Raw genomic sequence first — 26,258 nt, 5'->3', positions numbered from 1 at the left:
GGGACAATATGCAAGCATAATGCACTTGCCTGCATAGTATAATGGTAATACACATCCATGGTAAGGATGAACTCGTGGTTCAATTCCGCGTGCAGGCACCATCGATCCAATTTGCCTTTGTCATTTGACAAAGGCTTTTTTTTAAAAGAGTATGATCCTTTGATCATACTCAATCTTTTATCGCATCCAGTAATACTTCTTTTATTTTTGATACATCGTCTGTCTTCATGATGACATCGTACAAAGTTGTAATTTTTCGATCCACGGTTTCTTGAGAGATATCAATTGGCTCATGAACAAAGATCAGCTTATTTTCCGTGCGATGACACTTTTCGATCTCTAAAGCCAGTTCCTCAAACATCTTTTCGCCTGGGCGCAGGCCGATTTCTTTGATTTCTATATCTTTATATGGCACAGAGCCGGATAAAGAGATCATCTTTTCTGCCAGATCGAGGATCTTGACGGGTTTTCCCATATCCAGCACAAAGATTTCCCGATGATTGGCATAGTACCCCGCCTGTAAGACCAGCTGAGCTGCCTCTGGGATCGTCATGAAATAACGCTGGATGTTTTTATCCGTGATGGTAACAGGTCCTCCTTGTTTGATCTGTTCCTTGAAGATAGGAATCACCGATCCATTTGAACCTAAAACATTGCCAAAACGAACAGCGGCCATTTTGATGGGCTCACTGGTTTCTCTTGACTGCAGGATCAGCTCTGTCATTCGTTTGGTAGCTCCCATGACATTTGTTGGGTTGACCGCTTTATCCGTTGAGATCATAATAAACCGTTCCACTTTATTCTCGATGCAGGCATCGATCACATTCTTTGTCCCAAAAACATTGTTTCGAATTGCTTCGGTTGGACGATCTTCCATCAACGGTACATGCTTATGGGCAGCGGCATGATAGACGACATTGGGCTGATATTTATGAAAGATCTTAAAGACTTCATCTCTTTCGCGTATGGAAACAATCAATGTTTCCAAAATCAGATCCTCAGAATACATTCCCTTGCGAATTCCTCTTAAGATCTCCTGTTTGAGCATATAAAGGCTATTTTCATTGATGTCCAATAAAATCAGCGACTTCGGATCGAATTTCAAGATCTGGCGCACCAGTTCAGAACCGATTGATCCCCCTGCACCCGTTACACAGACCACTTTGTTTGTTAAATAAGAACCGATCTGTTCGGTCTTTAGATCAATGCTTGGTCTCTCCAAAAGATCTTCGATCTGAATATCATCGACATGGACCGGAGAGCTTAAATCGTTTTCCGTAGTAAAACGCATGATCTTCGTGTTGACACCCGAAGAAGCACACAGATCGATAATTCTCTGTTTCTGCTCACGTGTTGCCTTGGAAACCGCAATGAAAATATGATGAACGTCGTATTTTTCGCAGACTTCTTTGACATCGTCTACGCTTCCCAAGACTTTCTTTCCGTTTACGATCGTTCCTTTGACTTTCATATCGTCCAGGAATCCAACCACATTGTATGGATAGCTTGTTCCACGATAAATTTCATTGAGCATCAAATACCCGGCATTGCCGGCACCCACGATCACGGCATTTTCACTTCGTTCCATATCCAGAGCGTATCTTCGAAAAGACCGGTAGATCAATCGGGCTCCTAAAGAAATCAGGAAAGCCAGCGTCTCGCCTATGATCAAGATCTGCTTATGCAAGAAAAGGCCTGCCACCGAAGAGAAGGCCAGCATAATGAGCAGGCAGCAAATCGATTTCAAAGCGGCGCGGATCACTTCGCTGGGTCCCGTAAAAGTCCAGAGACTTTTATGGGTCTGAAACAGAACACCCATGATTCCATGAAGAAGCAGCACAAAACACATCCCGAGAATAATAAAACGCGTGATGTGAAGCATACCGCCGTTTAAAAAGAAGTCATTATCAAAGAAAAAGGCAAACACATAGCTGCCGAAAACGACTAGGATATCAAATAAAGAAATCAAGACACCTCTATATTTTTGATAGACCATCGATTTATACAAACTTGTCATGTTTATCCCCTATCCACATTGAAATCATTATAACGTATTTTTATGGAAAAACAAAATTTACGGATTTGTTTCTCTTGATTGAACACAATCACTAAAAAAGAGCCTATCCCTGGGGATACGCTCTGTCGTTTTAAGGTGTTTGGATCCATAACTTTTTTAAGAAGGTGCTCAGACGCTTTTCAATCAACCGGTAGGAAATCTCCGAAAGAATCAGGACGATTCCAATCACGAAAAATAACCCGAAAACACTTTTTAAAGAACACAGTCCAAAATCAAAGAAAAGGCGGTCAAAAACAATCACAGGATAATAGTGGATCAAATAGATGGAAAAACTCATATCGCCTAAATGCACCAGCCAGCCAGGAAAGGATATAAACATCCCTAAAAAGAAGAAGATCAAAACAAGAACGAAGGCTGGAATCCCCCAATAGATAAACCGATTGAAATCATCGTGATATAAGGCATGTTTGGTCAACAACAGAACAAGAAACATTCCGCAAACCAACAAACCTAATAAGATCGGTAAGCTTTTCGATATGGAAGATTGATGGTATTTTTCATACATCCAGCGGCTGACATAGAAACAACCGATACCTAAGCCAAATTCCAACATGACCGGATTTCCATAAAACTGAAGCAAGATGGAATCGTTACCGATAGGAAGACTTGCAATTCCCATCAGGATCAACAGAAAAACAGTACAGAGAAGTCCCCGGTATTTGTGATGGATCTTCATAGCGATAAAAAAGATCAAATAAAAAAACATTTCACAGTTTATCGTCCATCCGACCCCCATCAAAGGGCGAATACTTCCCTGTCCCATATCAAAAGGAATGCACAACAGACTCTTGATCAAACAGGAAACATCGGCCTGTGTGCTTTGAAATAGAGACGGAACGATCAATAAACCGATCCATGTTGCCAGTGTCATTATATAGTAAAGAGGAAGAATGCGGATCAAACGCTTTTTAAAAAAGTGGCGGGTGTTGTTCTGTGTTGTCAACATGATCATAAAACCGCTGATACAAAAGAAGATGTCTACCCCAAAAGCGCCGCAAGCTAAAAAGCGAACATGTTCCAGGATCACGATCATGGCCGCGATGCCGCGTAAAGCCTGTATTCCGGCATAGCGGTTGGAATAAAAATCATCTTTTGTCATAAAAAGGCTTGCCAGCATACTTCTTCTCCTATTTCACAGATCAATATGATGAATAATACTCCTGACTTTGAGTAGGATCCCCATACGCCTGGTTGGTATCTCCCCCTGAAACGTTGGGATCGTAATAATCCTGCGATTCATTACCCGTGGAAGGATAAGGATCATAATAGTCTTGAGAGGTGTCCGTTGAAGGATATGGATCATAATAATTCTGCGTTCCATTTTCGATATAAGAATTATCATACTCTTGTGTATCTTCATATCCCTGGTCAACATTTGGAGTTTCTCGTTCATAATATGTCGTATCGGAATCGGTTCGATAGTCGATATCATGATCATAGTTTCCCCAGTAGTTATACACTGGACTTGTTGTCTCCAGCCAGTCTGTATCCACTGACTCAGAAGACTCTCCGTTCATGACTGCTTCAATCTTTTCGCGAGCAATCTGGACACTTCGCATATCCGGAATCGAAACCGAAGCTTCCTGGCCCAGTTCGGCACAATACATCATGTCTCCGACAACATCCAGCTGATACGTTTCAAATTTCCAGTCAGGATTGGCAGACAGCTGATACTGGATCAGCTGCGTGATCTCTTTGGTGCTCATATTGGTTTCAAAGGCATCACTGAACGCCTTCATCAAACTGTTGTAGTTGACCAGGATATCCGAAGAGATAGCCTGGGTTACAATGGCCTGTAATACTTGCTGCTGATTGCGGACACGCTGATTATCTCCGTCTGCGTAGGCATAGCGTTCGCGGGCATAAGCTAAGGCTCTGTCCCCATCCAGGTGGTTCCAACCTTCATGAACCCCTTCGGTATTGTTGGCCGCAAACATATCGACCGAAAGACCTTCTTCCACAAAAACATCGATTCCGCCTATGGCATTTACGATATCGGTAACACTGGAAAAATTCACACGGAATGTATAGTTGATGTCCACACCCATCAGGTTTTCAACGGTATCTACTGAAGCATCCACTCCATGCAGTCCTAAATGCGTCAGTTTATCCATGGCTCCAGCCTGACATCCATCCGAAATATCACAAGCGCTTTCTACATAGGTGTCACGAGGAATACTCGTTAAAAGAACCGTGCTGGTAGTAGGATTGACCGTCACGATCATATTCACATCGGAACGGGAAAGCTCATCCACGCTGCCAAACGTATCGTTCCCGGACACAAAGATATTGAATGGTTCGGTGCTGATATCGGATACAACCAGAGCCTGATTCTTAGAATCTGTATAGTAATTGACCGTATAGATGGTTTTGGTATCTTCTTTAAAATCGGCATAGTCTTCTATTTCAGTCACATTGGAAACGTAGACACTATTCAATATAATGGCATCGATCTCGTCTTCATAGAGAGCTTTGACCATCTGCTGAAGACTTTCATAGCCTACTTCATCAAAAGGAAGGTAGGAGTATTCTGTTGAAATCGTGTCTTTTTCTTCCTTCTCTTTTGATTCTTTTTCTTCTTCCTGTGCTAAAACATCCAGGACCATGCCTGTTTTTTTAGAATCATATCCCAGATCTTTACCGGCCTTTTTTAATAACTGTTCGGTTCCATAGGTATCGATCGTTTTTAAATAGCCTAATGATTTTCCATCCAGATCCTCCAATTCTTCCAGAGAATCTTCCTTTAATGTTAATACCGATACGGTATTTTTAACCTTTCCGGTGATCGAGGTAATGGAATCCAGCATCTGGTGCGTATTCATGATATACACACTGCCAAAGCCATACACACCGCAAAGCAGGACCACAAAAAGTGAGCTGAAAACGCGGCCTACGGTTTTTTTAGAGTTCCAAATCAGAATCAGGAAAATCAAATCCAATAAAACCAAAATAACAATTACCGGAATCAATAGTTTGGTTGATAAAATATTCAATGTCAAAATTTCCCATGTCAAAACAGCGGATAATCCAACAAGAGCGAACGATAAAACTCCCGCAAAAATCTTAAAACCCAAACTTTTCTTTTTTCTTCGAGCAATTTTTTTCATAGGAACTCCTTTCTCAGACTAATCAATAATAAGAATAGCCATCGTATACAGGATCATAGATTTCATTGGTTTGATCCTCATAAAAGGCATCCTGAGAAGAATCATAAGTACGAACTGTCAAACGATCCAGATTATCCGGAATCGTATCAATGTCGTTAGAAGAGTCTCCATCAAGAACCGCTTTGATCTTGTCACTTGCTTCTTCTACATATTCTTCGTATGGAAGAAGCACAGCGGCATTCAATCCAATGGACGGACTAAATTCGTTTCCATCTTTTCCCACCAGGGCAAAAGATTCAAAATTCCACTTTGGCATCAATGCGAACTGATACTGGATAAAGGTACGGATTTGATCGGCCGGCATATTGGTCGCAAACGCAGATCCGACCGCATCCACAAACTTGCCAAAATTCATCAACATACTTGGAGAGGCAATCTTTTCAATCAAAGCCTGGATTACGATTTGCTGGTTCTTGACCCTTTGCAGGTCTCCATCCTGATAAGCGTAGCGCTCACGGGAAAAGGCCAGAGCTCTTTCCCCATCCAAATGATTCATTCCGGCGGTTACCCCTTTTGACCCATTGGCCGCAAAGACATCCACTTCTAAACCGTCTTCGACATAAACATCGATCCCGCCAACCGAATCCACGATATTGACCAGGCTGGAGAAGTTGACCTGTACTGTATAGTTGATTTCGATATCTAACAGTTCTTCAATGGTCTTATCCGTTGTTTCGACACCATAAAGTCCTGTATGCGTCAATTTATCCGGCTGATCCTGCGGACATCCATCTTCCTGGGCCGAACAAGCCATCGGCACATAGTAATCCCTTGGTATACTGGTGAGTAAAATCGTGTGCGTATTTGGATTTACCGTGACCAGCATATTAACATCCGATCTTCCGTTTGTTCCGATCTCTCCGTAAGAATCATTTCCGCTGATCAGAATCGTAAAAGGATCGCTCGTAATGTTTTTTACCTTATTTAACGACTCGGATTGGGATTGCGAACGGTCTGTATAGTAAACCGTAGTATGGACCCGGTTTACCTGTACCCCAAAATCATAGTATGTTTCATGAATACCGCCTTCATAGGATTCATTCATAATGATGCCGTCGACTTGATCATTGAACAAAGCCCAGACAAGCTCCTCCACCGAAGTGTATTCTACGGTTTGAACATCGATCTTCTTCTTGATGTCCTGTAAGCATTTCTTGGTTCCTTTAGGATCCAGGCTGGAAACAGTCCCTAATACACAGTCGTCCAGATCGGACAGCTTTGTCAGACCGGATTCCGCATCGGTCAAAACATTGATCTTATGCGTTGTTTTCTCTGTAAGGTTGGTGACCTTATCAAACAGTTTTGTCATGCCATAGACATAGTAGTTTCCAAAACCATAGACCACATTGATAAGGACCAAGATCAAAACCATCAGGAATTTGGAGATGTTCCTGCGGCATTTAAAGTTTGAAAAAACAATGATCAGCAATGTGATCAATACCAGCACCACCAAAACCGGAATCAAGATCATGTTCGGTACAATATTCAACATAAAAAACTGATAGGCAAACAAGCCAAACAAGCCGATTCCAGCGATAGACAAAATAAAACATAAGAATTTAAGAAGCGGCGAAATACGGCGTCGCTTCTTAGGCATCTTACGTGTTGCGTTCGTTCTTCTATTGTTACTCATAGGACTATTTTTGCATTTTATAAGTTTCTTGTCAATTTTTGGCCGATAAATAACACAAAATACCCATATTTATCGCCTGTATAGATCTAGAATCTGCGGCTCTATTTCATCCCAGTCTCTCTTTTGAGCACATTCCAGTCCATTTTTATACAAAGTTTGACACAATGGATCGTCGCATCGCAAAGTTTCGATACATTGTATAGCCTCATCGATATTGCCCTTTTCATAAATCAGGCAATTTTCTTTATCTTTCAGATATTCTCTATTCCCTCCATTGGCAATGGCGATGACATAGCCTCCAGTCGCCATCATTTCCAAAGGCGGATAAGAAAAACTCTCCAACAGACTTGTTTTGATCAAAATATCACACTGGCTGTAAACCGACGGAACTTCTTCGTAAGGGATGCGATGAAAGAAACGATCGATCCGATACCAGCTTTTGGGTTTCGCATTGTAGGACATATACCACACTTCAAAATGGTTGGGATCCAGCTTTTCAACGATACGAAAACTCTCATCTACATTCTTGTGTTCTGCCTGACAATCCCCTTCAATCAAAATGCGGATCTTTTTTTTGAGATCTCTTGGATGCGGCTGAAACTGATGCGAATCGATTCCATTCGGGGCCCAGCGGGCTTCTTTGTCAAACCGCTCTTTCAGCCAGCTTTGGCACCATTTTGAAATGGTAATAAAAGTAAACGGCGTTTTCGGACAATAGCTCTCATTGGCCTGTTTTTTCTTTGGATCCTCAAAAGAATAAAAATCCGTTTCAAAGTTCTGTACCAGATAAAGCCGCTGATCAATACCACAAATTGATTCTAGAAGCTTGACCGTAGGCCACATGGTTGCCACCGCCTGATCGATCGACCCCTGGATCTTATCTGGATCCAGTTCTAAAACGGGAAACTCGTTTTCCATAAAAGTCGTCCAGGGTGTTTGATCATACAGCGATAAAACCGAGACATCATATCCATGCTTCAAGAGAGCGCACATATGGCGAAAGCACACCATGATGCCTCCGCTGATCTCGACTTTAGGCATCGCAAAGACGATATTCGGACTTTGATGTGACTGAATATAATCTTTTACATGGTTTCCATTATAAATGCTGATGTAGCACTCCATGCATGTGCGGTAGGCATTGGCAGCCAACTCTTGACGTAATTCTTTATCTTCGATCAGTGTGGATAAAGCCTGTACCCATTCTTCTGTACCCGAACAAAGAAGACCCGTTTTATGATCTTCGATTTTTTCCGCAAAGCTTCCTACTTTACTGGCCACCGTGCATGTTTTGACCAAGGCTGCCTCCATCCATTTGATTTCACTTTTAGCTTCATTAAAAACTGTGTCACAAAGCGGCGCGAGGTTGATATCCATCTGTGCGATTTGATGCGGAAGCTCTTTCCAATCCACCAGGGGATGTATATGAATCTGTTTGGCATAGGGACGCAAAGCTTCTGGATAGGACAGTTCCCCGGTCAAATGGAGCTCGATATTAGGATATTTTTCCATTATTTCTGTTAAGGCCGGTATCAGCATATTCAGATCATCGTTATGCGTCAAACTGCCACTGAAATATCCAATGCGAGCCGTATCCGAAGTTTCTTTTTTGACTTTGGAACTGATGGAAACCATTTCCATACTGGCACAGTTTCGGTTGATGAATACTTCACTCACATATTTTTCCAGCTCTTTTTTCATTCTTTTTGTTGAAGTGATCGCCCCATCACACAACATCAAAAGTTTCTTGCGCAGTTCTACATCTTTATCATATTGATCTTTTTGATCTTTGGGCATATTGCGGACAGAAGGGATCAAATCGGTAAAAAAAGTGTCAAAAACCAGATCATCAATATCGTAATAAACTTTCTTATTTAAACTTCGTGCTTTTTGAATAAACGTTTCCAGCTCTGGTGTATAAATGCTTCGGAAAATGATAAAATTCCGATACAGCCTTACCTGGTCAAGCTGAATATTTTTATAATAGATCTCATCACAGCGCAAGCCAAAACTCTCCAGCTGTTCTTTTTGATGATCCACGCGATAGCGAACCGACTGTCCCAAAAGATCACGCGGACACCCATTAATAAAAAGAACATCTTTGAAAACAGAGCCTTTGATCGATGCCTCTTTTCTTTGTGCAAGATAGTGCTTCGCCCTTTTCTGCACGCCTTTGATTCCTTCCGCTTTCAAAGCGGTCACCGTCTTTTTTGTCAGCTGTCCAATTTCTGCCATAATATCACCATCGTTATTTTCCCATACTCGATTCCAAAAGAAAAGACTAAGCTGCCTTAGTCTTTTTCAGGATATGGTTCTTATCTTTATAAATGCTGTCGGAAGGAATGACACCCCGCACACAGGATACAGGATAGATCATCGAATCAGGGCCAACGATCGTTCCCGGATTCAAAACAGAATTACATCCAACTTCTACATGATCTCCCAGAATGGCTCCCATCTTTTTTAACCCGGTAGGATATTCTTTCCCCTGGGATTTGACAACGACAAGGGATTTATCGCTTTTTACATTCGAAGTGATCGAACCGGCCCCCATATGCGACTTATATCCAAGAATGGAATCGCCTACATAATTATAATGCGGTGTCTGAACATGGTCAAAAAGAATGACATTCTTTAATTCTACACTGTTGCCCACCACACAATGGGCCCCTACCAGAGCATTCCCGCGAATAAAGGCACAATGTCTTACTTCTGTATCGGGTCCAATAATACATGGGGCGCCTAAATAAGCAGTAGGCGCAATCTTGGCGCTAGGATGAACCCAGACTTGCGATTCGATTTCCTGATAATCCTTTAAAGTAGGTCCTAAGTTTAAGATCAAATCATGAATTCCCGCCAAAGCCTGCCATGGATAGGTGAAACCCGAAAGATATTTTTTGGCTAAAGTATGTTCTAAGTCGAATAATTCGGTAATTGTGATCACAAGAATTCCTCCCATCTAGACTTATTTTAAAAAAAAGCCTGCCGATAAGGCAAGCTAAGATTTCATTTTTTCTTTTTTCGGTGAAAGATGATCCATCGCTTCCTGGATCGAATCCATAAAGATAGAAACGAGATCGGTTTCTTCCTGCGGAAAAAGATCAAGATAGATTCGTTCATACTGACCCGATTTAGTATCCACTAAACAATACGTTCCGGAATAAGGGCGAATCGTGATGTCCTCCACCTTCAAAGAAGCATTGGAAAGAACCCAATCTTTTTCATCCTGAGTGATTCGAAGGGTACTTTCCTTATAATGGATATCCGGGAATTCCTTAAAGAAATTCTCAATGATATGACTGTCCGTTTTCGCATTGGAGATCCAGACATTTTCTATCGGCGTTTCTTTTAAAAGAACACGAAGCTTATACCGCATGTCCCGGGAGAAATCACTGGCTCCAAAAAACGAATCATCAATATATAGAACAAACATTAGCGATTGAAGAAGAAGTTAGGAATCGTATCGTCCTGCGCTGTTTCTTCAACGCTGGTCACTACGCCTCCCTGTACAGGCGTCTGTAAAGATGGCTGTGTGAATAAAGATTCCTTTGGTCTTGCATCACTGCGTTTCTTTGCGACTTTCTTAGGTTCCTCAAAGCCTGTGGCAATGACGGTAACGATAATGGCATCGCCCAGCTGTTCGTTGATCGCAATTCCAAAGATGCAGTCCACATCGCCGCCAGCGGCATCCTGAATTACCGCAACTGCGTTCTGCGCATCGAACAGAGAAACTTTATCTCCACCTGTGATATTGATGATGGCGCTGGTAGCCCCATTGATCTGCGCTTCCAGTAAAGGAGACTGGATGGCTTTTTCAGCGGCATTGACCGCTTTGTCTTCGCCTTCAGCCATACCAATACCGATCAAAGCGCGTCCCTGGTTCTGCATTACACTGCGAACATCGGCAAAGTCCAGGTTGACCAGAGCCGGTACGGCAATCAAGTCAGAAATTGTCTGTACACCCTGACGCAATACGTTATCGGCAGCCTGGAACGCTTCTTCGATTGGTTTGCGTCCAATCACTTCCAATAAGTTATCGTTAGAAACAACGATCAAAGAATCAACGTGTTTTTTCAATTCTTCAATTCCGTCAGCGGCGTTGTTGGAGCGTCTTTTCCCTTCAAAAGTAAATGGTTTGGTGACAACGGCAACTGTAAGAGCGCCTTCTTCTTTTGAGATCTTTGCGATCAGCGGAGCGGCACCGGTTCCGGTTCCACCACCCATTCCGGCCGTGATGAAGACCATATCGCTGCCTTTAATGGCTTCACGAATTTCGCTTTCGCTTTCTTCAGCGGCTTTACGTCCAAATTCAGGATTTCCTCCCGCTCCTAGACCTTTTGTCGTTTCACGTCCTAATACGATTTTATTCTGGCATGGAGAATTTTTCATTACCTGGATATCCGTGTTGCAGATATAAAAATCTACTCCCTTTACTCCATCCGCTACCATTCGGTTCACAGCGTTGGATCCGCCTCCTCCGACACCGAGCACACGGATCGTCGCAACTTGATTAAATTCTGTCATCTTTCTTTTCCTCCAATTTATTCTTTCTCTGACAAGATCGCATTCTTAAGTTTTTGTGTAAATCCACCTTCGGCATTCTCTTTGGCATGCTGATTGATGGAATCAATACTGGCTTCCAGCTCATTGTTGTTGACGCTGATTTTATCTTCTTTACGGATCTTATTGACATATTGCCATGCATACGCCATTCCCAAACCGCAAACATAAGCCCCATCGCGAGCCCCGATCGTCTGTTCTTCAAACACCTGTGCATTCGCATTGAACGCATTGAGCATCATAGACAGAACGCGGATATTCGCTCCCTGTCCAGTCAAGATATAGCGCATGGACTGGGAAGACTGACCGGCAATTGGTGCACAGGCTTCATTGATATCGGCGATCCAGGCACGGATCCTAGGCAGACAAGAAGCCGCCAGTTCCTCCAGCGTGATCTCTACACGGAACTTTTCTTTCTGTTCGATATAACAGATCACATCGCTGGCACTGTCTTCATCCGATGTAAATATATTTTCCAGCAAGCGGTAACAAATCGCATCGCTCAGTTCATATTTTCGCTGAAGCTCTTCTGTAAAGAACTTATATCCCTGATTTAAAGTTGTTGTATTCAATAAACGGCCATGCTGGAACAAAGCTAACGTGCAGTGATCTTGTTCCAGATCGATCTGTACGATCGGTCTTTGCGGATCCGAGATCAAAGCGCCTGTTTCCTGTGCCAGGGCATAGGCATCGATACAAACATCCAGAATCTGCAGATTCGACTGCTCTATGCAGCGGGCATAGGCATACATCGTTTCTTTATCGGCATACAATAAGTCCACTTCCATATAGAAATCATCACATTCTTTCCCCAATGGGAGCTTATGTGTTGCTTCTCCATTGATGTAATAGGTGATCTGATTCACATTGACAAAGACAACTTCCTCACTCAGCTGTTTTTCAATGGCCTTATTGAAGCCTTGCTGAATATGGAACAGGCGAATCGTTTTGGTTCCATCCGAGATCTGCACATGGATCTTTTGGGAACAGCGCTGTACATTCACGCTTGGTATTGCCAACAAGACTCTTTCAATGCGGAATCCCAAAGCATTCTGCGCATTTTTACAAGCTTCCTGGATGGCTTTGACCACCGCTGCTTCATCAACGATTTTTTGATTCTGAACGCCTGAACAATGAACACGCTCGACACGCAAGACGTTATTTCTGGCCTCAAAAATTTCCAGTACGATTAGGCGTATTTCCTGATCTGCGATTTCAACGGTCGCATATACTTTTTTCTTAGGCATTCACATTCTCCTTCTTCTGATTTGAATCATTATAGATTATAACAAATTTCTGAATAGAAGTTTAGTACTATTTCACATTGTCTAAAAAAATTCAACGTTTTTACTCTAAAGTGACGGTAATATCCGAATTTGCCGAAATGGCCGTATCCGGTTCCACGCTTTGAGAAACAACCGCCCCATATCCGTCTGTCTTTATCTGAATTCCTGTCAATTCCCAGAAAGCTGTGATATCTTTACGCGTCCACCCTTTCATGTCCGGCATTTTGATATCATTTCCATCGGTCAGAAGGAAGACCCGGTCGCCTGAACTTACCGTACTTCCCTCTTTCGGATATTGTTCTGTCACCACAGAACCCGACCCGATCTTAACGATCTGGCATTTCCAGTTTTTCATTTTTTCTTCCGCATAACTCATGGAATGGTTTACCAGGCTTGGCATGGTATAGGTTTCCCACTTCTCGGTTTCTTCTTCCTCTTCGGTTTCCTGCGGAGCACTGCTGACACCGTAGGCAATCAGAGCCGCACGCATGATATCCTGAAATTGCTGAGCGCTGTAATTGACAAAATTCGGCCCGATCATTCCCCAGTAAACCAGAACTTTCGCATCCTCAGCCGGAGCGGCCGCAATAACGCTGGACGTATAATTGACGGTATCGTATTTTCCTTTGTCCACATCGTAGATCTCGCCCGTTCCTGTCTTGGCCGCCATACTGACGCCATCAATCTTGAAGCGCTCTCCCGATCGTCCTTCATCCAAAACATGGGTCATCATTTCCACAATCTCATTGGCTGTTTCCTTAGAGATTGGCGTCCCCTGCACTTTGGTCTTATAAGACTTGATCACTTCCCCGGTCTTGGCATCTTCAATCGAATCAACAACATAGGGACGAACCATGATACCATCATTAAAGATGGCTGAATAAGCCTGGATCAGCTGAAGTACGGTGATCGAACTGGACTGTCCAAACCCTGTACGAAGATAGTCCATAGGCACTCCAACATTTTTCTGCCCGACACCTTCGGTCACATAAGGGATCCCGGTCTCCTGGAAGAATCCAAAACGGTCTAAATATTTTCCTAACGAATCATAATCCATATAATTGGCTAACAATTCACAGATACCTACGTTACTGGAAAACGCCAGCCCGTCTTCAAATGTCAAGGTTCCATAGTCATTTCCCTGGGCATCATAAATCGTAGGATACCCGGTATTCGCACCATAAACACGATTGATCTTATTCGTTGTACTGTCATAGCCATATTCAAAGCTTCCTGCCCGGTACATTGTATTGTATGGGAAAGTATCCGTATCAACAGCGGCTGCATACGTAAACGGCTTCATGACAGATCCCGGCTCGTACACCATCGAACTGACGGCATCGGTATACGAAGGAATCTCCTTATGTTTATTCTGGTCATAACTTGGATAACTTGACCAAGCCAGGATCTTTCCGGTCTCCACTTCCATAACAACGGCCCAGGCGCTTTCGGCCCGGTTGTATTCCATCGTTTCTTTCATAGCCTTTTCCACGACCGACTGCAGACTGCTGTCTAATGTCAAAACGACATTATCACCATCTTTAGCCTCTTTATATACTGTCGTTGTCCCTGGCAAAATGTTTCCGCTCACAGTCTGCTGGTACTGAACCTGTCCATCTTCTCCTGCAAGGATATCATTCATGCTTTGCTCAAGCCCCATTTTTCCAACGACTCGCTGCTCATCTTCATCAAAAGCCGCAAAGCCCACCAGCGTACTGGAATAAGGCGTTGTCGGATAATTTCGATTGGTCGTACCGATAAAACCGATTCCTGGAAGATCCAGCTTTTTGACAGCTTTCATCGTTTCTTCATCAAGACGTTTCGTTCCCGTTCCCAGTTCCGTTTGCGACAATCCTTGTTTCATCGCACTCTTTAATATTTTTTCTATATTCTTTTTGTTCGCATCCTCTAAGACCGAACTGAGTTTTTTGGCTGTACGCGAAGCATTCTTTACGTAGTCAGGATCTCCATTTTCATCGACAATGTCGTCATCCAGATACGCAACGATCGTCCAGGCTTCCACCTCCTGGGCAATGACCTGGCGATTGCGGTCATAGATCGTTCCGCGTTTGGCTTCCACGGTCGTATTTACAATGGAAGAGGATACTTTCGAGTTTAAAACGCTCTCTCCTGACCAGATATGCGTTTTAGTGACCATAGTGAAAAGAACATTAGCAATCACTAATGTTCCTATAAAACACATCACTCGAATCATTCGAAAAAGCTGACGATTGCTGTTGCGAACCCGTATCCGCTGAACTCGCTTGTCTGGCTTTCTCTTTACTACTTTACGCTTAACAGCCATGCACATCCATCCATTCAATTAATTGTTGATTACATAAATGTTATCCTGGTTTTCGCTTAAATCATCTCCAGCAAGCCCCAGCATTTTATTTTTGTCCTGAAGGGTAGAAATATCCGTCTTTAAAGAGTGGATCTGATCTTGTTTTTCTGCCACTTCCGCTGCAAGTTTCTGTTCTTCAACAGATAAAGTAATATTGTATGAATTCAAGCCGATTTTTGAAAAGCAATAGAAGACAAATGAAAGAGCAAATACCAGTAAAAGCATTTTCTCTGGACGAAGCTGACGAATATGACGTCTCTTTTTATTATTCTGTTTTTTCATTCCTACTCTCTTGTCCATTTTAATCTACTCTTTCCTTTTCAATCCCCTAAGTTTTGCACTGTGAGACCTGTGATTGTTTTCCAGCTCTTCTTTTGCGGCTGTTACCGGTTTTCTTGAAATCAATTCAAATTCTAAATTTTCCATCCCTATTTGCGGCAGTCTTCGATCTGCCTTTTTCTGAACAGCTTTTTCCCTGAACAAATTCTTAACGATGCGATCTTCCAGTGAATGAAACGTTATGACCGCGATCCTGCCACCAGGATTGAGCATCTCTATCGCGTCCCTTAAAGCGATGGGAAGCTGTTTCAATTCCTGATTGACTTCGATGCGAATCGCCTGAAAGATCTGCTTGGCAGGATGTCCTTTTTTATTGAGAACCTTTGCCGGAAGACTGGCTTTGATCACATCGACCAGTTCAAATGTTGTATCGATTGGTTTTTCCTTGCGGGCATTGACAATTCCTGCCGCGATCCGATAAGCGTTCGGATCTTCTCCATATTCCTTGAAGATCTTAAACAACTCTTCCTGAGAATACGTGTTGATGACCGTCCAGGCATCCAGTTTTTGGCTTTGATCCATTCGCATATCAAGTCTGGCATCAAACCGATAACTGAAACCCCTTTGAGGATCATCAAACTGCGGACTGGAAACACCCAGATCCATGACCAGTCCATCGATACTAGAGATACCTTCTTTGGCAAGCACTTCCTTCAAATTCATAAACGAAGTATGTATACAAGTGAAGTTATCTCCGATTTTGGATAAACGAAGTGTACTTTGTTCAATGGCTTCCTTATCGCAATCCAAACAATATAAGTGTCCCTTGGGACAACGTTTCAGGATCTCTGCACTGTGGCCCCCTCTGCCTAACGTGCAATCGACATAAACGCCATCTTCTTTCACATCGAGCATATCGATCGTTTCCTTCAACAAAACGCTCTGGTGTGAAACCTTACTCCATGAATCCATTCAGTGCCTCCGCAAACTCTTCAAATGAGCTGGACTGTTCTTCTTCAAGCTGTGTCCACTTCTCTTTAGACCAGATCTCAATATGACTGGCCATTCCGACAATCAGACACTCTTTTTCCAAACCTGCCAGTTCGATCAGAGTTCTTGGTATCAGAATTCGCCCCTGACTGTCCAGGTCTACCTCGGCCGCCTTGGCCAACATCATACGCTGAAACATACGCGCATCCTTATTGGTGGAAGGCAGTTTCGATAGTTTTTGATATACCACATCCCACTGGTCTGCAGTATATACATACAAGCAGCCGTCTAATCCGCGGTTAACGACAACGTGTTCTCCGAGTTCTTCTCTAAATTTCGCAGGCATAATCAATCGCCCCTTACGATCGATATTATGCGCGTATTCCCCCATAAACACGTGCCGTCACCCCCCACAATTAGACACTTCGTGCTACTTCGCACCACCATAATACATCATTTCATCCTTTTTTGACAACTTTTTTTTAAAGAAAAGTGTATTTTTATAAAACCGTTGAACATTCAACTTTTTTTATGATAAAAAAACAGGATTCTTCCTTGATTTTTATGTATAATTAAACCGACTTCGGTCAAAGAGAGGTGAAATTTTGAACTTTATTATATTTCTATTGGCTTTATTGCCTATCATATGGCTGGTCATTGCCCTGGTGGTCTTAAAATGGCCGACGTTTAAAGCCGCCATAGGATCGCTGATACTTTGTGCCCTGCTGGCTATAACATACTGGAAAATGCCTTTCCTCGATATGTTCAGCGCCATTGGAGAAGGTTTCGCCATGGCTCTGTGGCCCATTATTCTCGTTATCCTTGCTGCGGTATTTACCTACAACCTGACCTTAAAAACCGGTGCCATGGAGATCATCAAACAAATGATCGCATCGGTAAGCAGCGATAAACGCATCATTGTTTTACTCATTGCCTGGTGTTTTGGCGGATTCATGGAAGGAATGGCCGGTTTTGGGACCGCCATTGCGATTCCCGCCAGCATGCTGGCAGGACTAGGATTCAGTCCTTTATTCAGCTGTCTGGTCTGCCTGATTGCCAACGGCGTTCCCACTCCCTTTGGCTCTATCGGGATCCCAACCGTGACCCTGGCCAATCTTGTCGGGCTGGAAAACTCTTCCCTGGCCTTTATGACCAGCCTGCAGTTAGCTCCTTTTGTGATTGCCGCCCCTTTCCTTATTGTTATGGCGACAGGAAAAGGCCCTAAGGCCCTGAAAGGAATGATTCCTGTCACCCTGGCAAGCTCCCTGGGCTTTATTCTTCCCCAGCTGGCGGTAAGCTATTTTGTAGGCGCTGAGTTGGCCGTCGTAGTGGGAAGCGTATGTTCCCTGCTTCTGACGATCCTTATGGCATCCCAGAAAAAAAGCGATCCTCAATATGAAATGAAGATCGAAAAGAATTCTGTGATTACCGTATCCAGTGCCCTGAAGGCCTGGAGTCCCTTTATTCTGATATTCTGTTTTCTGCTGATGACATCCAAACTGGTCGCCCCTGTCAATGAAGCACTGAGTGCCTTTTCCACGACGATGACGATCTATACTGGAAACGATCCAGGAACCGTTTCTTTTTCATGGATCAACACGCCGGGCGTATGGATCTTCCTGTCTGCTTTGATTGGCGGATGCATTCAAAAGGCAAAATTAAAAGACTTCGCTACGGTCTTTGCGGATACCTTTGTGCAGATGAAAGAAACCATGATCACGATGTTGTGTGTGCTGGCTACCGCAAAGATCATGGGATACGCCGGCATGATCAGCGACATCTCTGCATTTGTGATCTCGATCACCGGTTCCTTCTATCCTTTCTTTGCCCCATGGTTTGGTGCCTTGGGTACCTTCGTGACAGGATCGGGCACCAATTCCGGCGTGCTCTTTGGCCCAGTACAGATGGAAGCCGCCCAGGCTTTACAGGCCAACAGCCTGTGGATCGTCGCTTTGAATTCGCTGGGTGTGGCCGTTGGGAAAATGCTCAGCCCGCAAAGCCTGGCTATTGCCTTGAGCAGTGTCGACAGTAAAGGACAAGATTCAAAATTGCTGTCTATGGTTCTTCCTTACGGCATCGGGATGATCCTTTTGATGTCAATCCTTGCCTATATTGGAAATATGATCCTATAAAAAAGCCACATCTCAGCCTTAGAGATGTGGTTCTTTTCTTACTTATCTAATTCGGAAGTACAGTGAGGACAACGTGTAGCTTCGATACTGATTTCGCTTTTACAGAAAGGACAAATCTTTGTCGTAGGCGCTGCTTCCTCTTCTTCTTTTTTCTTGATTACGCTTAAGCTCATCAGTTTATTGATCGATTTCAATAAAATAAACAATACCAGGGCTGTGATCAAAAAATTCACGACTGCCGAAATAAACGCTGTTCCAAATCCGGCTACATCCTGCAAAGTATATGTTTTGGCACCCGTTACAACATCCAGGATCGGCTGGATAAAGTTTGTCGTTAATGCCGTTACGATACTGGTGAACGCACCACCAATCAAGACACCGACAGCCATGTCCATCACATTGCCGCGCAGTGCAAATGACTTAAATTCTTCAATAAATTTCTTCATCTTCTTCTCCTTTGTTTTACCGGCTAAAGATTTTACACCACTTTTTAGTAGTTTTTCAACCCTGCTTTTTCAAAAAAATAATTTCCAATCTTTAAAAAATGCATAAATATCGGCTTTTGTTGTGATAGAAAAATTTTATGTTATAGTATAGAAGGTTTGAAAGAAGGCGTAAAAATGACATCGACCGAGAAAATGGAACGATTCTTTAAAAAGAATCACATTTTGGAAGAGAATATCAAGTATATCATTCGGCAAGACTCCAAAACCTGTCTATACTTGTTTAACGGCAAGGTAACCAAAACTTATATTCCCGCTAAGACGATCATTACTTCCTTAAACAGTTCCCATTTTGTCAACATCAACAAAGGCGTCTATATCAACAGCCGCTATGTCATTGATATCAAAGGAAATAACTATACAATGATCGATAATAAAGTTTTAGAAGGACGTTCCCGGTTCTCCCACGAACAAAGAGCATTCAATGACGAATGGCAAACCAACATCAATAAAACCGATCTGGAAAATCCTATCCTTACACAGCTGCACATCCTGGATGATACGCCCATCGGATTTTGCGTGATTGAAATTGTCTTCAACGAACAAGGAAATGGCGTCGATTTCTTTTTCCGTTACTGTAATAAGAAAATGGAAACGATTGAAAACTCATCTCTTGAACAATTGGTTGACCACTCTTTCCTGGAACTGTTCCCTGAAGATGGTTTGACATGGGTCGCTAGCTATGCCGATGTTGCGATCAACAATACCCAGAAAGTCATCCATTCTTACAGTAACACCTTAGATAAATACCTTTCGGTCTATTGTTTTCAGCTGAAGCCACGCTTTTGCGGATGCATCGTCTTTGATTCCGAAGAAACTGTGAACGATATTCTTTCGAAAACCTCTCCTTTTGCGCCTTCCCATTTTGATTTTTTGAGACAATACGTAAAGTAAAAAAACAGCCGATGGCTGTTTTTTCTATTTTAACATGTCTTTTAATGGCTTGCTGGATTTAAATTTCACATTTCTTGTCGGCAAGATCTCCATCTTTTCTCCAGTAGAAGGATTGATTCCAATTCTTCCTTTTCGATGCGTTACAGAGAAGCGTCCAAATCCATAGATATCCACTTGTCCGTCTTCTCTCAAGACATCCGTGATCTGATCGAATACAAATTGAATGTATTCATTGGCCGTCGCTTTAGAAACATTGAACTCTTCGCTGAATCGAGCTTCCAGGTCCTTTCGGTTGATTGATAAAGACATACATTTTCCTCCCTACTCATTGGTCGTCAAATATATATTAAATTAAAATACTTCTATTTTCAATAAAATGATTATTTATTTTAATTTCATTTATAATTATTTAATTTATCTTATATTTTTTAATTTAAGTTACATCTTTATCAGAAGTTCGCTTAGGATCTTAAAATTTCTTTATAAACACGCAATACATTTTTATAAAAGATCTTTTCAATCTCTTCCTGTGTAAGACCCGCCTCTTCTAAAGCCGTTTTCAATTTCCCCATTTGCGAAGCATCTTCAATTTCCAGTTTGGAATGGATCCCATCAAAATCGGTTCCCAAACCAATACAATTGATACTGGCAATCTTTTTGATATGAAGAATATGCGAAACCATGGCCTGGATCCGGCTGGGGCCATTGGGTTTGTCATGACTCTCTAAAAAATCACCGCAGAAATTGATTCCCATGACGCCGCCTCTGTGGTCCAGGGCCTGAATCATATCATCACTCAAATTACGTGCTACCGGGCATAAGCTTCGGGCATTGGAATGACTGGCCACAAAAGGTTTTTGCGTGTATTTGAGCACATCATAAAAACCGGCATCATTTAAGTGGCTGACATCGATGATCATACCTAAGCGCTCCATCTCCTGGATATACGCGATGCCAAAATCGGTCAAGCCATGAATCAAATCCACTTTCTGCATGGGATTCACTTGTTTATAATCTGAAAAGCTGTCCATGGAAAAATTCGGATATCCAATTCCGTTGGGATAGTTCCATGTCAGGGCGATCATGCGCACTCCCATGCGGTAATAGTTTCTCAACATCGCCAGATCACCGAAGACAACCCCGCCATCCTCCAGGGTCAAGAGAGCCGACAGCTTCTTTTCTTTTTCGTTCTTTTCAATATCCGCATACGTGAAGACCGGTGCGATCCACTCTTTGTTTTCTTCCATCTGCGTCCAGAAGGTATCCATCAGGCGCATCGTTTGTTGTTCCGGGATCGAAAGAGCCTTTTGATCCGTAAACAAGGCGAAATTCTGTATCAGATAATTGCCCTTCTGCATTTTCTTTATATCAACACTGTAACGATTGGAGAACAATCCCTGTTCTGGATGATTGTACAGCTCCAGAATCGTATCACAGTGCATATCAATGATTTTCATTGACCTTCTCCAAAAGCTGATCCAGCCAGACCGCACAGCCTTCTTCAAAACAAGACGGCACGATCAAGTCGGCAACCTCCTTACACTCGGGTTTTCCATTTTCCAACGTACAACCAAATCCGCACAGACGGATGCTTTCCACATCGCCATAACTGTCCCCGATCACGGAAGTCTCTTCCCAGGTGACATTTTCTTTTTCCAGGATCCTTTCCACCGCTGTATGCTTAGAAGCCTGGCGGGAAATAATATCATATAGTTCCGGCGTACTTTGAATCACGATCAAATCGGTCTTTCTCAATAATTCTTCTTTGACTTCGTCATAATGTGCTTCCAGGATCTCTGGATCATCGGCCAGTGTACATTTGACCACTTCCTGTTTTAAATACGCATCTCGATGATTGGTAACGATATAGTCCAGATCACAGTTTTTCTGGTCCAGCTCAAATCCCAGCTTCATGCGGTTGCATACCGCATAGTCCGGCTGGGTGAAGGCCATTCCCATCTTGTATTTCTGGGCATAATCCCAAAGCCACCTTACCTGATCATGCTCGATCGGGTAAGAAAACTCTACTTTTTGAGTTTTCATATTGTAGGCATGGCAGCCGTTACAGGAAATCACATAACCGCCAAACTCATCCATTTTGATTTGCCTGGCCAGAGGATAAACCCCCTGAAAAATACGGGCGCTGTTTAAGATGATCAGACACCCCTTTTTTTGAAGCTCGATCAATTTTTCCTTTACAGGTTCGGATACATATAACCCTGCACTGTTGGGCATCAGCGATCCGTCTAAATCACATACAATTACTTTCATATCTCATCCATCCTTTAGATTTGATTATACCAAAAAAATACAATACCCCCAATAAAAAGTGGTAAACTAAAACCATGAACTCCAGTGATTTTTCCAAAGGCAGTGTGCTTCATCATATTTACCGTCTTGCGATTCCTTTGATGCTGGCGCAGTTTGTACAAGTCGCCTATAACATCGTAGACCGCATCTATATCGGGCACCTGGATACCGCATCCTCCCTGGCCTTGACCGGCCTGGGTCTTTGTTTTCCCCTGATTACTTTGATTACCGCTTTTACCAACCTGTTTGGATTGGGCGGTGCTCCCTTGTGTTCGATTGCCCGAGGCAAAAAAGAAGACGAACTCGCCTCCAAGATCCTGGGAAACACGATTTTCGGCTTGGTTCTCACTTCCCTTGTTCTGGTCCTTGTCCTGGAGATTTTTCAAGCCCCGATTTTAAATACTTTAGGCGCCAGCCAGGAAACCCTGCCTTATGCTTCTTCGTATTTGAGCATTTACCTGCTGGGAACGCCATTTTTGATGTTTTCTTCCGGATTGAACGGTTTTATCAATCTTCAGGGATATCCTAAGCTGGGGATGATGACCGTATGTCTGGGGGCCATCACCAACATCCTTCTGGATCCGATCCTGATCTTTGGTTTTCACCTGGGGATCCAGGGAGCCGCGATTGCGACCGTGATCTCTCAGTTTTTCTCCTTTTTATGGGTGCTTCTCTTTTTTAAAGGAAAGAAAAATCAGCTTGGTTTTTCCCTGAAACAATGCCTTCCGCATAAAACGATCCAAAAAAAGATCCTGTCTTTAGGAACCGCTGGATTTATCGCTACAGGAAGCAACGCCTTTGTTTCAATGGTGATCAACGCCTCTTTAAGCTGGTATGGAAACGGTCTCTATATCGCCATCATGGCCATATTAAACTCGGTCCGCGATGTACTCTTCCTGCCGTTGGAAGCCATGAACGGAGCCATAGAACCTGTCATCGGCTATAACCTGGGCGCCGGATGCATCCCGCGGATCAAAGAAGTCATTAAGTATACGACTCTTCTGGTATTTGGATATCTGTTGATCGCATGGATCCTTCTTTTCCTGTTCCCCGGACAGATCCTTTCGATCTTCAACAACGATCCCCATCTGATCCAGACAGGGATTCCTTTATTTCATCTGTATTATTTTGGAATCTTTCTTATGGCCGGACAATACGTTGGCCAGGGCACATTCGTCGGTTTGAACAAACCCAAACACGCAATTTTCTTTTCTACATTCAGAAAGATCCTGGTCATTTTACCATTGACTCTGCTTCTTCCAAGGATCCCTTCTTTAGGTATCCAGGGAATCTTTATAGCTGAACCCATTTCTAATCTCTTAGGCGGATGTGCCTGTTATTTCACAATGCTCCATACCGTAAAAAAGCTATGATTTCTCATAGCTTTTACATCGCGTCCTGGATGTGTTCATAAATATCATCCAGCTCTTCCAGCGGATCCACGATCACCTTGATATCAAGAAGATCACATACATTTTTTAACCCGTAGAGAATGTTGGGATTTCGGGCAAAGAGCTTTGCGGGAAGCCCAAAGCGCTGGATCGTCTGTAAGAACACATCCGCCACTGCATCCATTTCATCTTCATCGATATCCAAAAGATCGCCCGCCAGAATCTGATCCCCTTTTAGATCATAAGCCAGGATCATCAGCGGATTCAATGGTTTATCATAATCCGGGTCTTCGATTGGGAAAAAGAAATAGTGAAGATCAATCACCAGTTCCATGTCCGTTCTTTGATAGTCCTTTAACTCTTCAATGGTCTTGTCATCCAGTTCCAAACTGAAAAAAGAAGTGGTATCAAAAGGAAAATCGGCTTTCTCATAACGGAAGCCATGATTGGTCTGTGTTACTTTTAACATATCCGCTTTCAAAATATCCCTTAAAAAATCCTCATCTTCCTGAATATGATCCATGATGTCATTGAGATGCATGAGTACTTCCGTATACTCTTTGACTTGTTTGCGGTCAGGATCAACAGGAATATAGCGTGGTTCAAACGATAAAAAATACGTCCATTCATGATCTTCTTTGTAACGAAGCCCCAGATCCCGGATCCGCTTTTTTTGATCCAGATCCAGATCTTCTTCATTTCCATAGTAACAAACACAGCTGTTGACCGATCCAATCACATAAAAGGGCGAGACCGGATATTTGTGGGATTCCATGACCCATAAAAGATCTCGGAAGCCCTTTCTGCCATAAGCCATGCCGATACCCGGCGCACTTTCCAGCTGGCCCATGATACTGATATAAAAAGGTTCACGGTAATTCTCCATCTGAAGAGCAATCAAAAAGTCCGAGGGCAGAAGTTTCCATGGCTTTTTGATCTTCAAACGGTCTGCTTCCTTATATAATGATTTCCACTGTTCCAGGGTTGCCTTTGTCATAAATAAAAACTCCTTTTCATTATTATGACGGAAATTCGGCAAAAAGAAAAGGCCTCCTAAGAGGCCTGGATCTTACTTATACAAGTTGTAGAAAGATTTCTTTCCTTTGTATTCGGCAATAGAAGCACCGCCGCGCTGATTCAATTCGTCTTCGATACGCATCAAACGGTTGTATTTTGCGATACGGTCTGTACGAGATAAAGAACCTGTCTTGATCTGTCCAGCGTTGAATCCTACAGCGATATCAGCGATCGTAGAATCTTCTGTTTCTCCGGAACGGTGAGATACAACACAAGTGTAGTTGTGTTTCTTAGCCAATTCCATAGCATCGAATGTTTCTGTCAAAGTACCGATCTGGTTTACTTTGATCAGGATCGCATTGGCGATACCCTTTTCGATACCTTCCTGAAGGATTGAAGGATTGGTAACGAACAAGTCATCTCCAACCAACTGAACTTTATCACCTAAACGGTCTGTCAGTTTCTTCCATCCGTCCCAGTCACGTTCTCCAAGTCCGTCTTCGATTGAGATGATTGGATATTTTTCGATCCATTCTGCATACATATCGATCATTTCATCGCTTGTCTTTGTACCCTGTCCAGATTTAGACAATTCATACAATCCTGTTTCATGGTTGTGGAATTCACTGGCAGCCACGTCCATGGCGATGCACATATCTTCACCAGGTTTGTATCCGGCAGCTTCCATAGCTTCAACCAACAGTTCCAGAGGTTCTTCATTTCCATCTTTACAGCTAGGAGCGAATCCACCTTCGTCACCTACGTTTGTGTTGTAGCCTTTGTTCTTTAATACCGTCTTCAATGCGTGGAATGTTTCTGCAGCCATACGAACGGCTTCTTTTTCAGAAGTAGCTCCTACAGGCATGATCATGAATTCCTGGAAATCCACTGTAGAGTCGGCATGGCTTCCACCGTTGATAACGTTGCACATAGGAACTGGCATTGTCTTGGCATTGAATCCGCCAAAGTAGTTATACAATGGCATACCATAGAAATCAGCAGCAGCCAAAGCACAAGCCATAGATACACCTAATGTAGCGTTAGCTCCTAAGTTTTTCTTGAATGGTGTTCCATCCAGTTCCAACATTGTTTTATCAATCAGAACCTGATCACGGCAGTCCATACCGATCACTTTCGGTGCGATGATATTGTTTACATTGTTTACGGCTTTTGTCGTACCTTTTCCCAGGTAACGAGTCTTGTCGCCATCACGAAGTTCTAATGCTTCTCTTTCTCCTGTACTTGCTCCACTTGGAACCATGGCACGTCCATAAGCACCTGATTCTGTAGTAACTTCTACTTCAACCGTTGGGTTACCGCGAGAGTCTAATACTTCACGTGCATATACATCAACAATAATAGGCATATATAATATCCTCCTTTGCCCTAAGCTACAAAAATAATACCACTTTACCCCTTCAGATTCAATATTTTATCCTATGCCGGCGCCTTAAAATCTTCCATGATCTTATCTTTTAAAACCGTGGCCTCATCAAGGAAAAAAACAGCGAAACCCGGGACTCCCATCTTTTGATAGACTTCCCGTTTTGAAAGGGCATTATACGCCTCATTTTCAAAGACACACATGTGACAATGAGCATCTCCCATCAAGCGATACTTTTGTCCGTCTTTTCCCTGCAGAACAAATGTATGGGTATGACATAAGGCACAATTT

General features: G+C 42.9%; 23 protein-coding genes and 1 tRNA gene. 4 read left to right on the top strand and 20 right to left on the bottom strand.

What is annotated here, in order from left to right:
- Nucleotides 1-27 precede the first annotated feature (27 nt).
- Nucleotides 28-101 (top strand) — tRNA-Thr (locus Q0K03_RS01630).
- A gap of 68 nt (nt 102-169) precedes the next feature.
- Here the strand turns inward: Q0K03_RS01630 and Q0K03_RS01625 are convergent.
- The 13 genes from Q0K03_RS01625 to mraZ all read right to left on the bottom strand — a co-directional run bounded on the left by Q0K03_RS01625 (nt 170) and on the right by mraZ (nt 16,733).
- The gene (locus Q0K03_RS01625; RefSeq protein WP_297237048.1) at nt 170-2,017 is read right to left on the bottom strand and encodes a nucleoside-diphosphate sugar epimerase/dehydratase; all 1,848 of its coding nucleotides are present in this window, start codon (nt 2,015-2,017) and stop codon (nt 170-172) included.
- A 130-nt stretch (nt 2,018-2,147) separates the two neighbouring features.
- Entirely contained in the window at nt 2,148-3,194 is a 1,047-nt protein-coding gene (locus Q0K03_RS01620) for an acyltransferase (RefSeq protein WP_297237046.1), read from the bottom strand.
- A gap of 22 nt (nt 3,195-3,216) precedes the next feature.
- A complete protein-coding gene (locus tag Q0K03_RS01615) occupies nt 3,217-5,184 on the bottom strand; it encodes an LCP family protein (protein ID WP_297237044.1) in 1,968 nt (655 codons plus the stop codon).
- A gap of 22 nt (nt 5,185-5,206) precedes the next feature.
- The gene (locus tag Q0K03_RS01610; protein ID WP_297237042.1) at nt 5,207-6,877 is read right to left on the bottom strand and encodes an LCP family protein; all 1,671 of its coding nucleotides are present in this window, start codon (nt 6,875-6,877) and stop codon (nt 5,207-5,209) included.
- Between the two features lie 69 nt (nt 6,878-6,946).
- Nucleotides 6,947-9,112: a glycosyltransferase gene (locus Q0K03_RS01605; RefSeq protein ID WP_297237040.1), complete on the bottom strand. Its 2,166-nt coding sequence runs from the start codon at nt 9,110-9,112 to the stop codon at nt 6,947-6,949.
- 46 nt (nt 9,113-9,158) lie between these two features.
- Nucleotides 9,159-9,821 carry a UDP-N-acetylglucosamine pyrophosphorylase gene (locus Q0K03_RS01600; RefSeq protein WP_297237038.1) on the bottom strand — a complete coding sequence of 221 codons (663 nt, stop codon included), beginning with the start codon at nt 9,819-9,821 and terminating at the stop codon, nt 9,159-9,161.
- Nucleotides 9,822-9,875: 54 nt separating this feature from the next.
- Nucleotides 9,876-10,310: a hypothetical protein gene (locus Q0K03_RS01595; protein ID WP_297237036.1), complete on the bottom strand. Its 435-nt coding sequence runs from the start codon at nt 10,308-10,310 to the stop codon at nt 9,876-9,878.
- The gene (gene ftsZ / locus Q0K03_RS01590; RefSeq protein WP_297237034.1) at nt 10,310-11,401 is read right to left on the bottom strand and encodes a cell division protein FtsZ; all 1,092 of its coding nucleotides are present in this window, start codon (nt 11,399-11,401) and stop codon (nt 10,310-10,312) included. The genes Q0K03_RS01595 and ftsZ overlap by 1 nt, the downstream gene beginning before the upstream one ends.
- 17 nt (nt 11,402-11,418) lie before the next feature.
- Nucleotides 11,419-12,684, bottom strand: coding sequence for a hypothetical protein (locus Q0K03_RS01585; protein WP_297237032.1), 1,266 nt, complete (start codon nt 12,682-12,684; stop codon nt 11,419-11,421).
- 100 nt (nt 12,685-12,784) lie between these two features.
- A complete protein-coding gene (locus Q0K03_RS01580) occupies nt 12,785-15,028 on the bottom strand; it encodes a penicillin-binding protein (RefSeq protein ID WP_297237030.1) in 2,244 nt (747 codons plus the stop codon).
- A gap of 18 nt (nt 15,029-15,046) precedes the next feature.
- Complete coding sequence (locus tag Q0K03_RS01575; RefSeq protein ID WP_297237027.1) at nt 15,047-15,349, bottom strand: hypothetical protein; 303 nt, start codon at nt 15,347-15,349, stop codon at nt 15,047-15,049.
- Between the two features lie 24 nt (nt 15,350-15,373).
- Complete coding sequence (gene rsmH, locus Q0K03_RS01570) at nt 15,374-16,318, bottom strand: 16S rRNA (cytosine(1402)-N(4))-methyltransferase RsmH (RefSeq protein WP_297237025.1); 945 nt, start codon at nt 16,316-16,318, stop codon at nt 15,374-15,376.
- Nucleotides 16,302-16,733 carry a division/cell wall cluster transcriptional repressor MraZ gene (gene mraZ / locus Q0K03_RS01565; RefSeq protein WP_297237023.1) on the bottom strand — a complete coding sequence of 144 codons (432 nt, stop codon included), beginning with the start codon at nt 16,731-16,733 and terminating at the stop codon, nt 16,302-16,304. The genes rsmH and mraZ overlap by 17 nt, the downstream gene beginning before the upstream one ends.
- Nucleotides 16,734-16,941: 208 nt before the next feature.
- On the opposite strand from mraZ, the gene Q0K03_RS01560 reads away from it, so the two are divergent.
- A complete protein-coding gene (locus Q0K03_RS01560; RefSeq protein WP_297237021.1) occupies nt 16,942-18,468 on the top strand; it encodes an L-lactate permease in 1,527 nt (508 codons plus the stop codon).
- Nucleotides 18,469-18,506: 38 nt separating this feature from the next.
- Here the strand turns inward: Q0K03_RS01560 and mscL are convergent, their stop codons facing one another.
- Nucleotides 18,507-18,914, bottom strand: coding sequence for a large conductance mechanosensitive channel protein MscL (gene mscL / locus Q0K03_RS01555; protein WP_297237019.1), 408 nt, complete (start codon nt 18,912-18,914; stop codon nt 18,507-18,509).
- Between the two features lie 174 nt (nt 18,915-19,088).
- On the opposite strand from mscL, the gene Q0K03_RS01550 reads away from it, so the two are divergent.
- Nucleotides 19,089-19,865, top strand: coding sequence for a PAS domain-containing protein (locus Q0K03_RS01550; protein ID WP_297237017.1), 777 nt, complete (start codon nt 19,089-19,091; stop codon nt 19,863-19,865).
- Between the two features lie 24 nt (nt 19,866-19,889).
- Here the strand turns inward: Q0K03_RS01550 and Q0K03_RS01545 are convergent, their stop codons facing one another.
- The 3 genes from Q0K03_RS01545 to Q0K03_RS01535 form a co-directional block, all read right to left on the bottom strand.
- A complete protein-coding gene (locus tag Q0K03_RS01545) occupies nt 19,890-20,174 on the bottom strand; it encodes an HU family DNA-binding protein (RefSeq protein ID WP_297237014.1) in 285 nt (94 codons plus the stop codon).
- A 152-nt stretch (nt 20,175-20,326) separates the two neighbouring features.
- Nucleotides 20,327-21,322, bottom strand: a complete 996-nt coding sequence (locus tag Q0K03_RS01540; protein WP_297237011.1) for a dipeptidase — start codon at nt 21,320-21,322, stop codon at nt 20,327-20,329.
- Nucleotides 21,309-22,136, bottom strand: coding sequence for an HAD family hydrolase (locus Q0K03_RS01535; protein WP_297237009.1), 828 nt, complete (start codon nt 22,134-22,136; stop codon nt 21,309-21,311). Before Q0K03_RS01535 ends, Q0K03_RS01540 begins: the two co-directional genes overlap by 14 nt.
- A 74-nt stretch (nt 22,137-22,210) precedes the next feature.
- On the opposite strand from Q0K03_RS01535, the gene Q0K03_RS01530 reads away from it, so the two are divergent.
- Nucleotides 22,211-23,548, top strand: coding sequence for an MATE family efflux transporter (locus Q0K03_RS01530; RefSeq protein WP_297237007.1), 1,338 nt, complete (start codon nt 22,211-22,213; stop codon nt 23,546-23,548).
- A gap of 13 nt (nt 23,549-23,561) precedes the next feature.
- Here Q0K03_RS01530 and Q0K03_RS01525 read toward each other — a convergent pair whose 3' ends face one another.
- The 3 genes from Q0K03_RS01525 to Q0K03_RS01515 form a co-directional block, all read right to left on the bottom strand.
- Complete coding sequence (locus Q0K03_RS01525; RefSeq protein WP_297237005.1) at nt 23,562-24,563, bottom strand: hypothetical protein; 1,002 nt, start codon at nt 24,561-24,563, stop codon at nt 23,562-23,564.
- A 72-nt stretch (nt 24,564-24,635) separates the two neighbouring features.
- Entirely contained in the window at nt 24,636-25,949 is a 1,314-nt protein-coding gene (gene eno, locus Q0K03_RS01520) for a phosphopyruvate hydratase (protein WP_297237003.1), read from the bottom strand.
- Between the two features lie 71 nt (nt 25,950-26,020).
- The coding region (locus Q0K03_RS01515; RefSeq protein ID WP_297237001.1) for a hypothetical protein at nt 26,021-26,258 on the bottom strand (238 nt) is incomplete at its 5' end.

Source organism: uncultured Faecalicoccus sp. (assembly GCF_944327125.1).
Taxonomy (GTDB): domain Bacteria; phylum Bacillota_I; class Bacilli_A; order Erysipelotrichales; family Erysipelotrichaceae; genus Faecalicoccus.
This window is presented reverse-complemented; position numbering and strand designations above follow the sequence as displayed.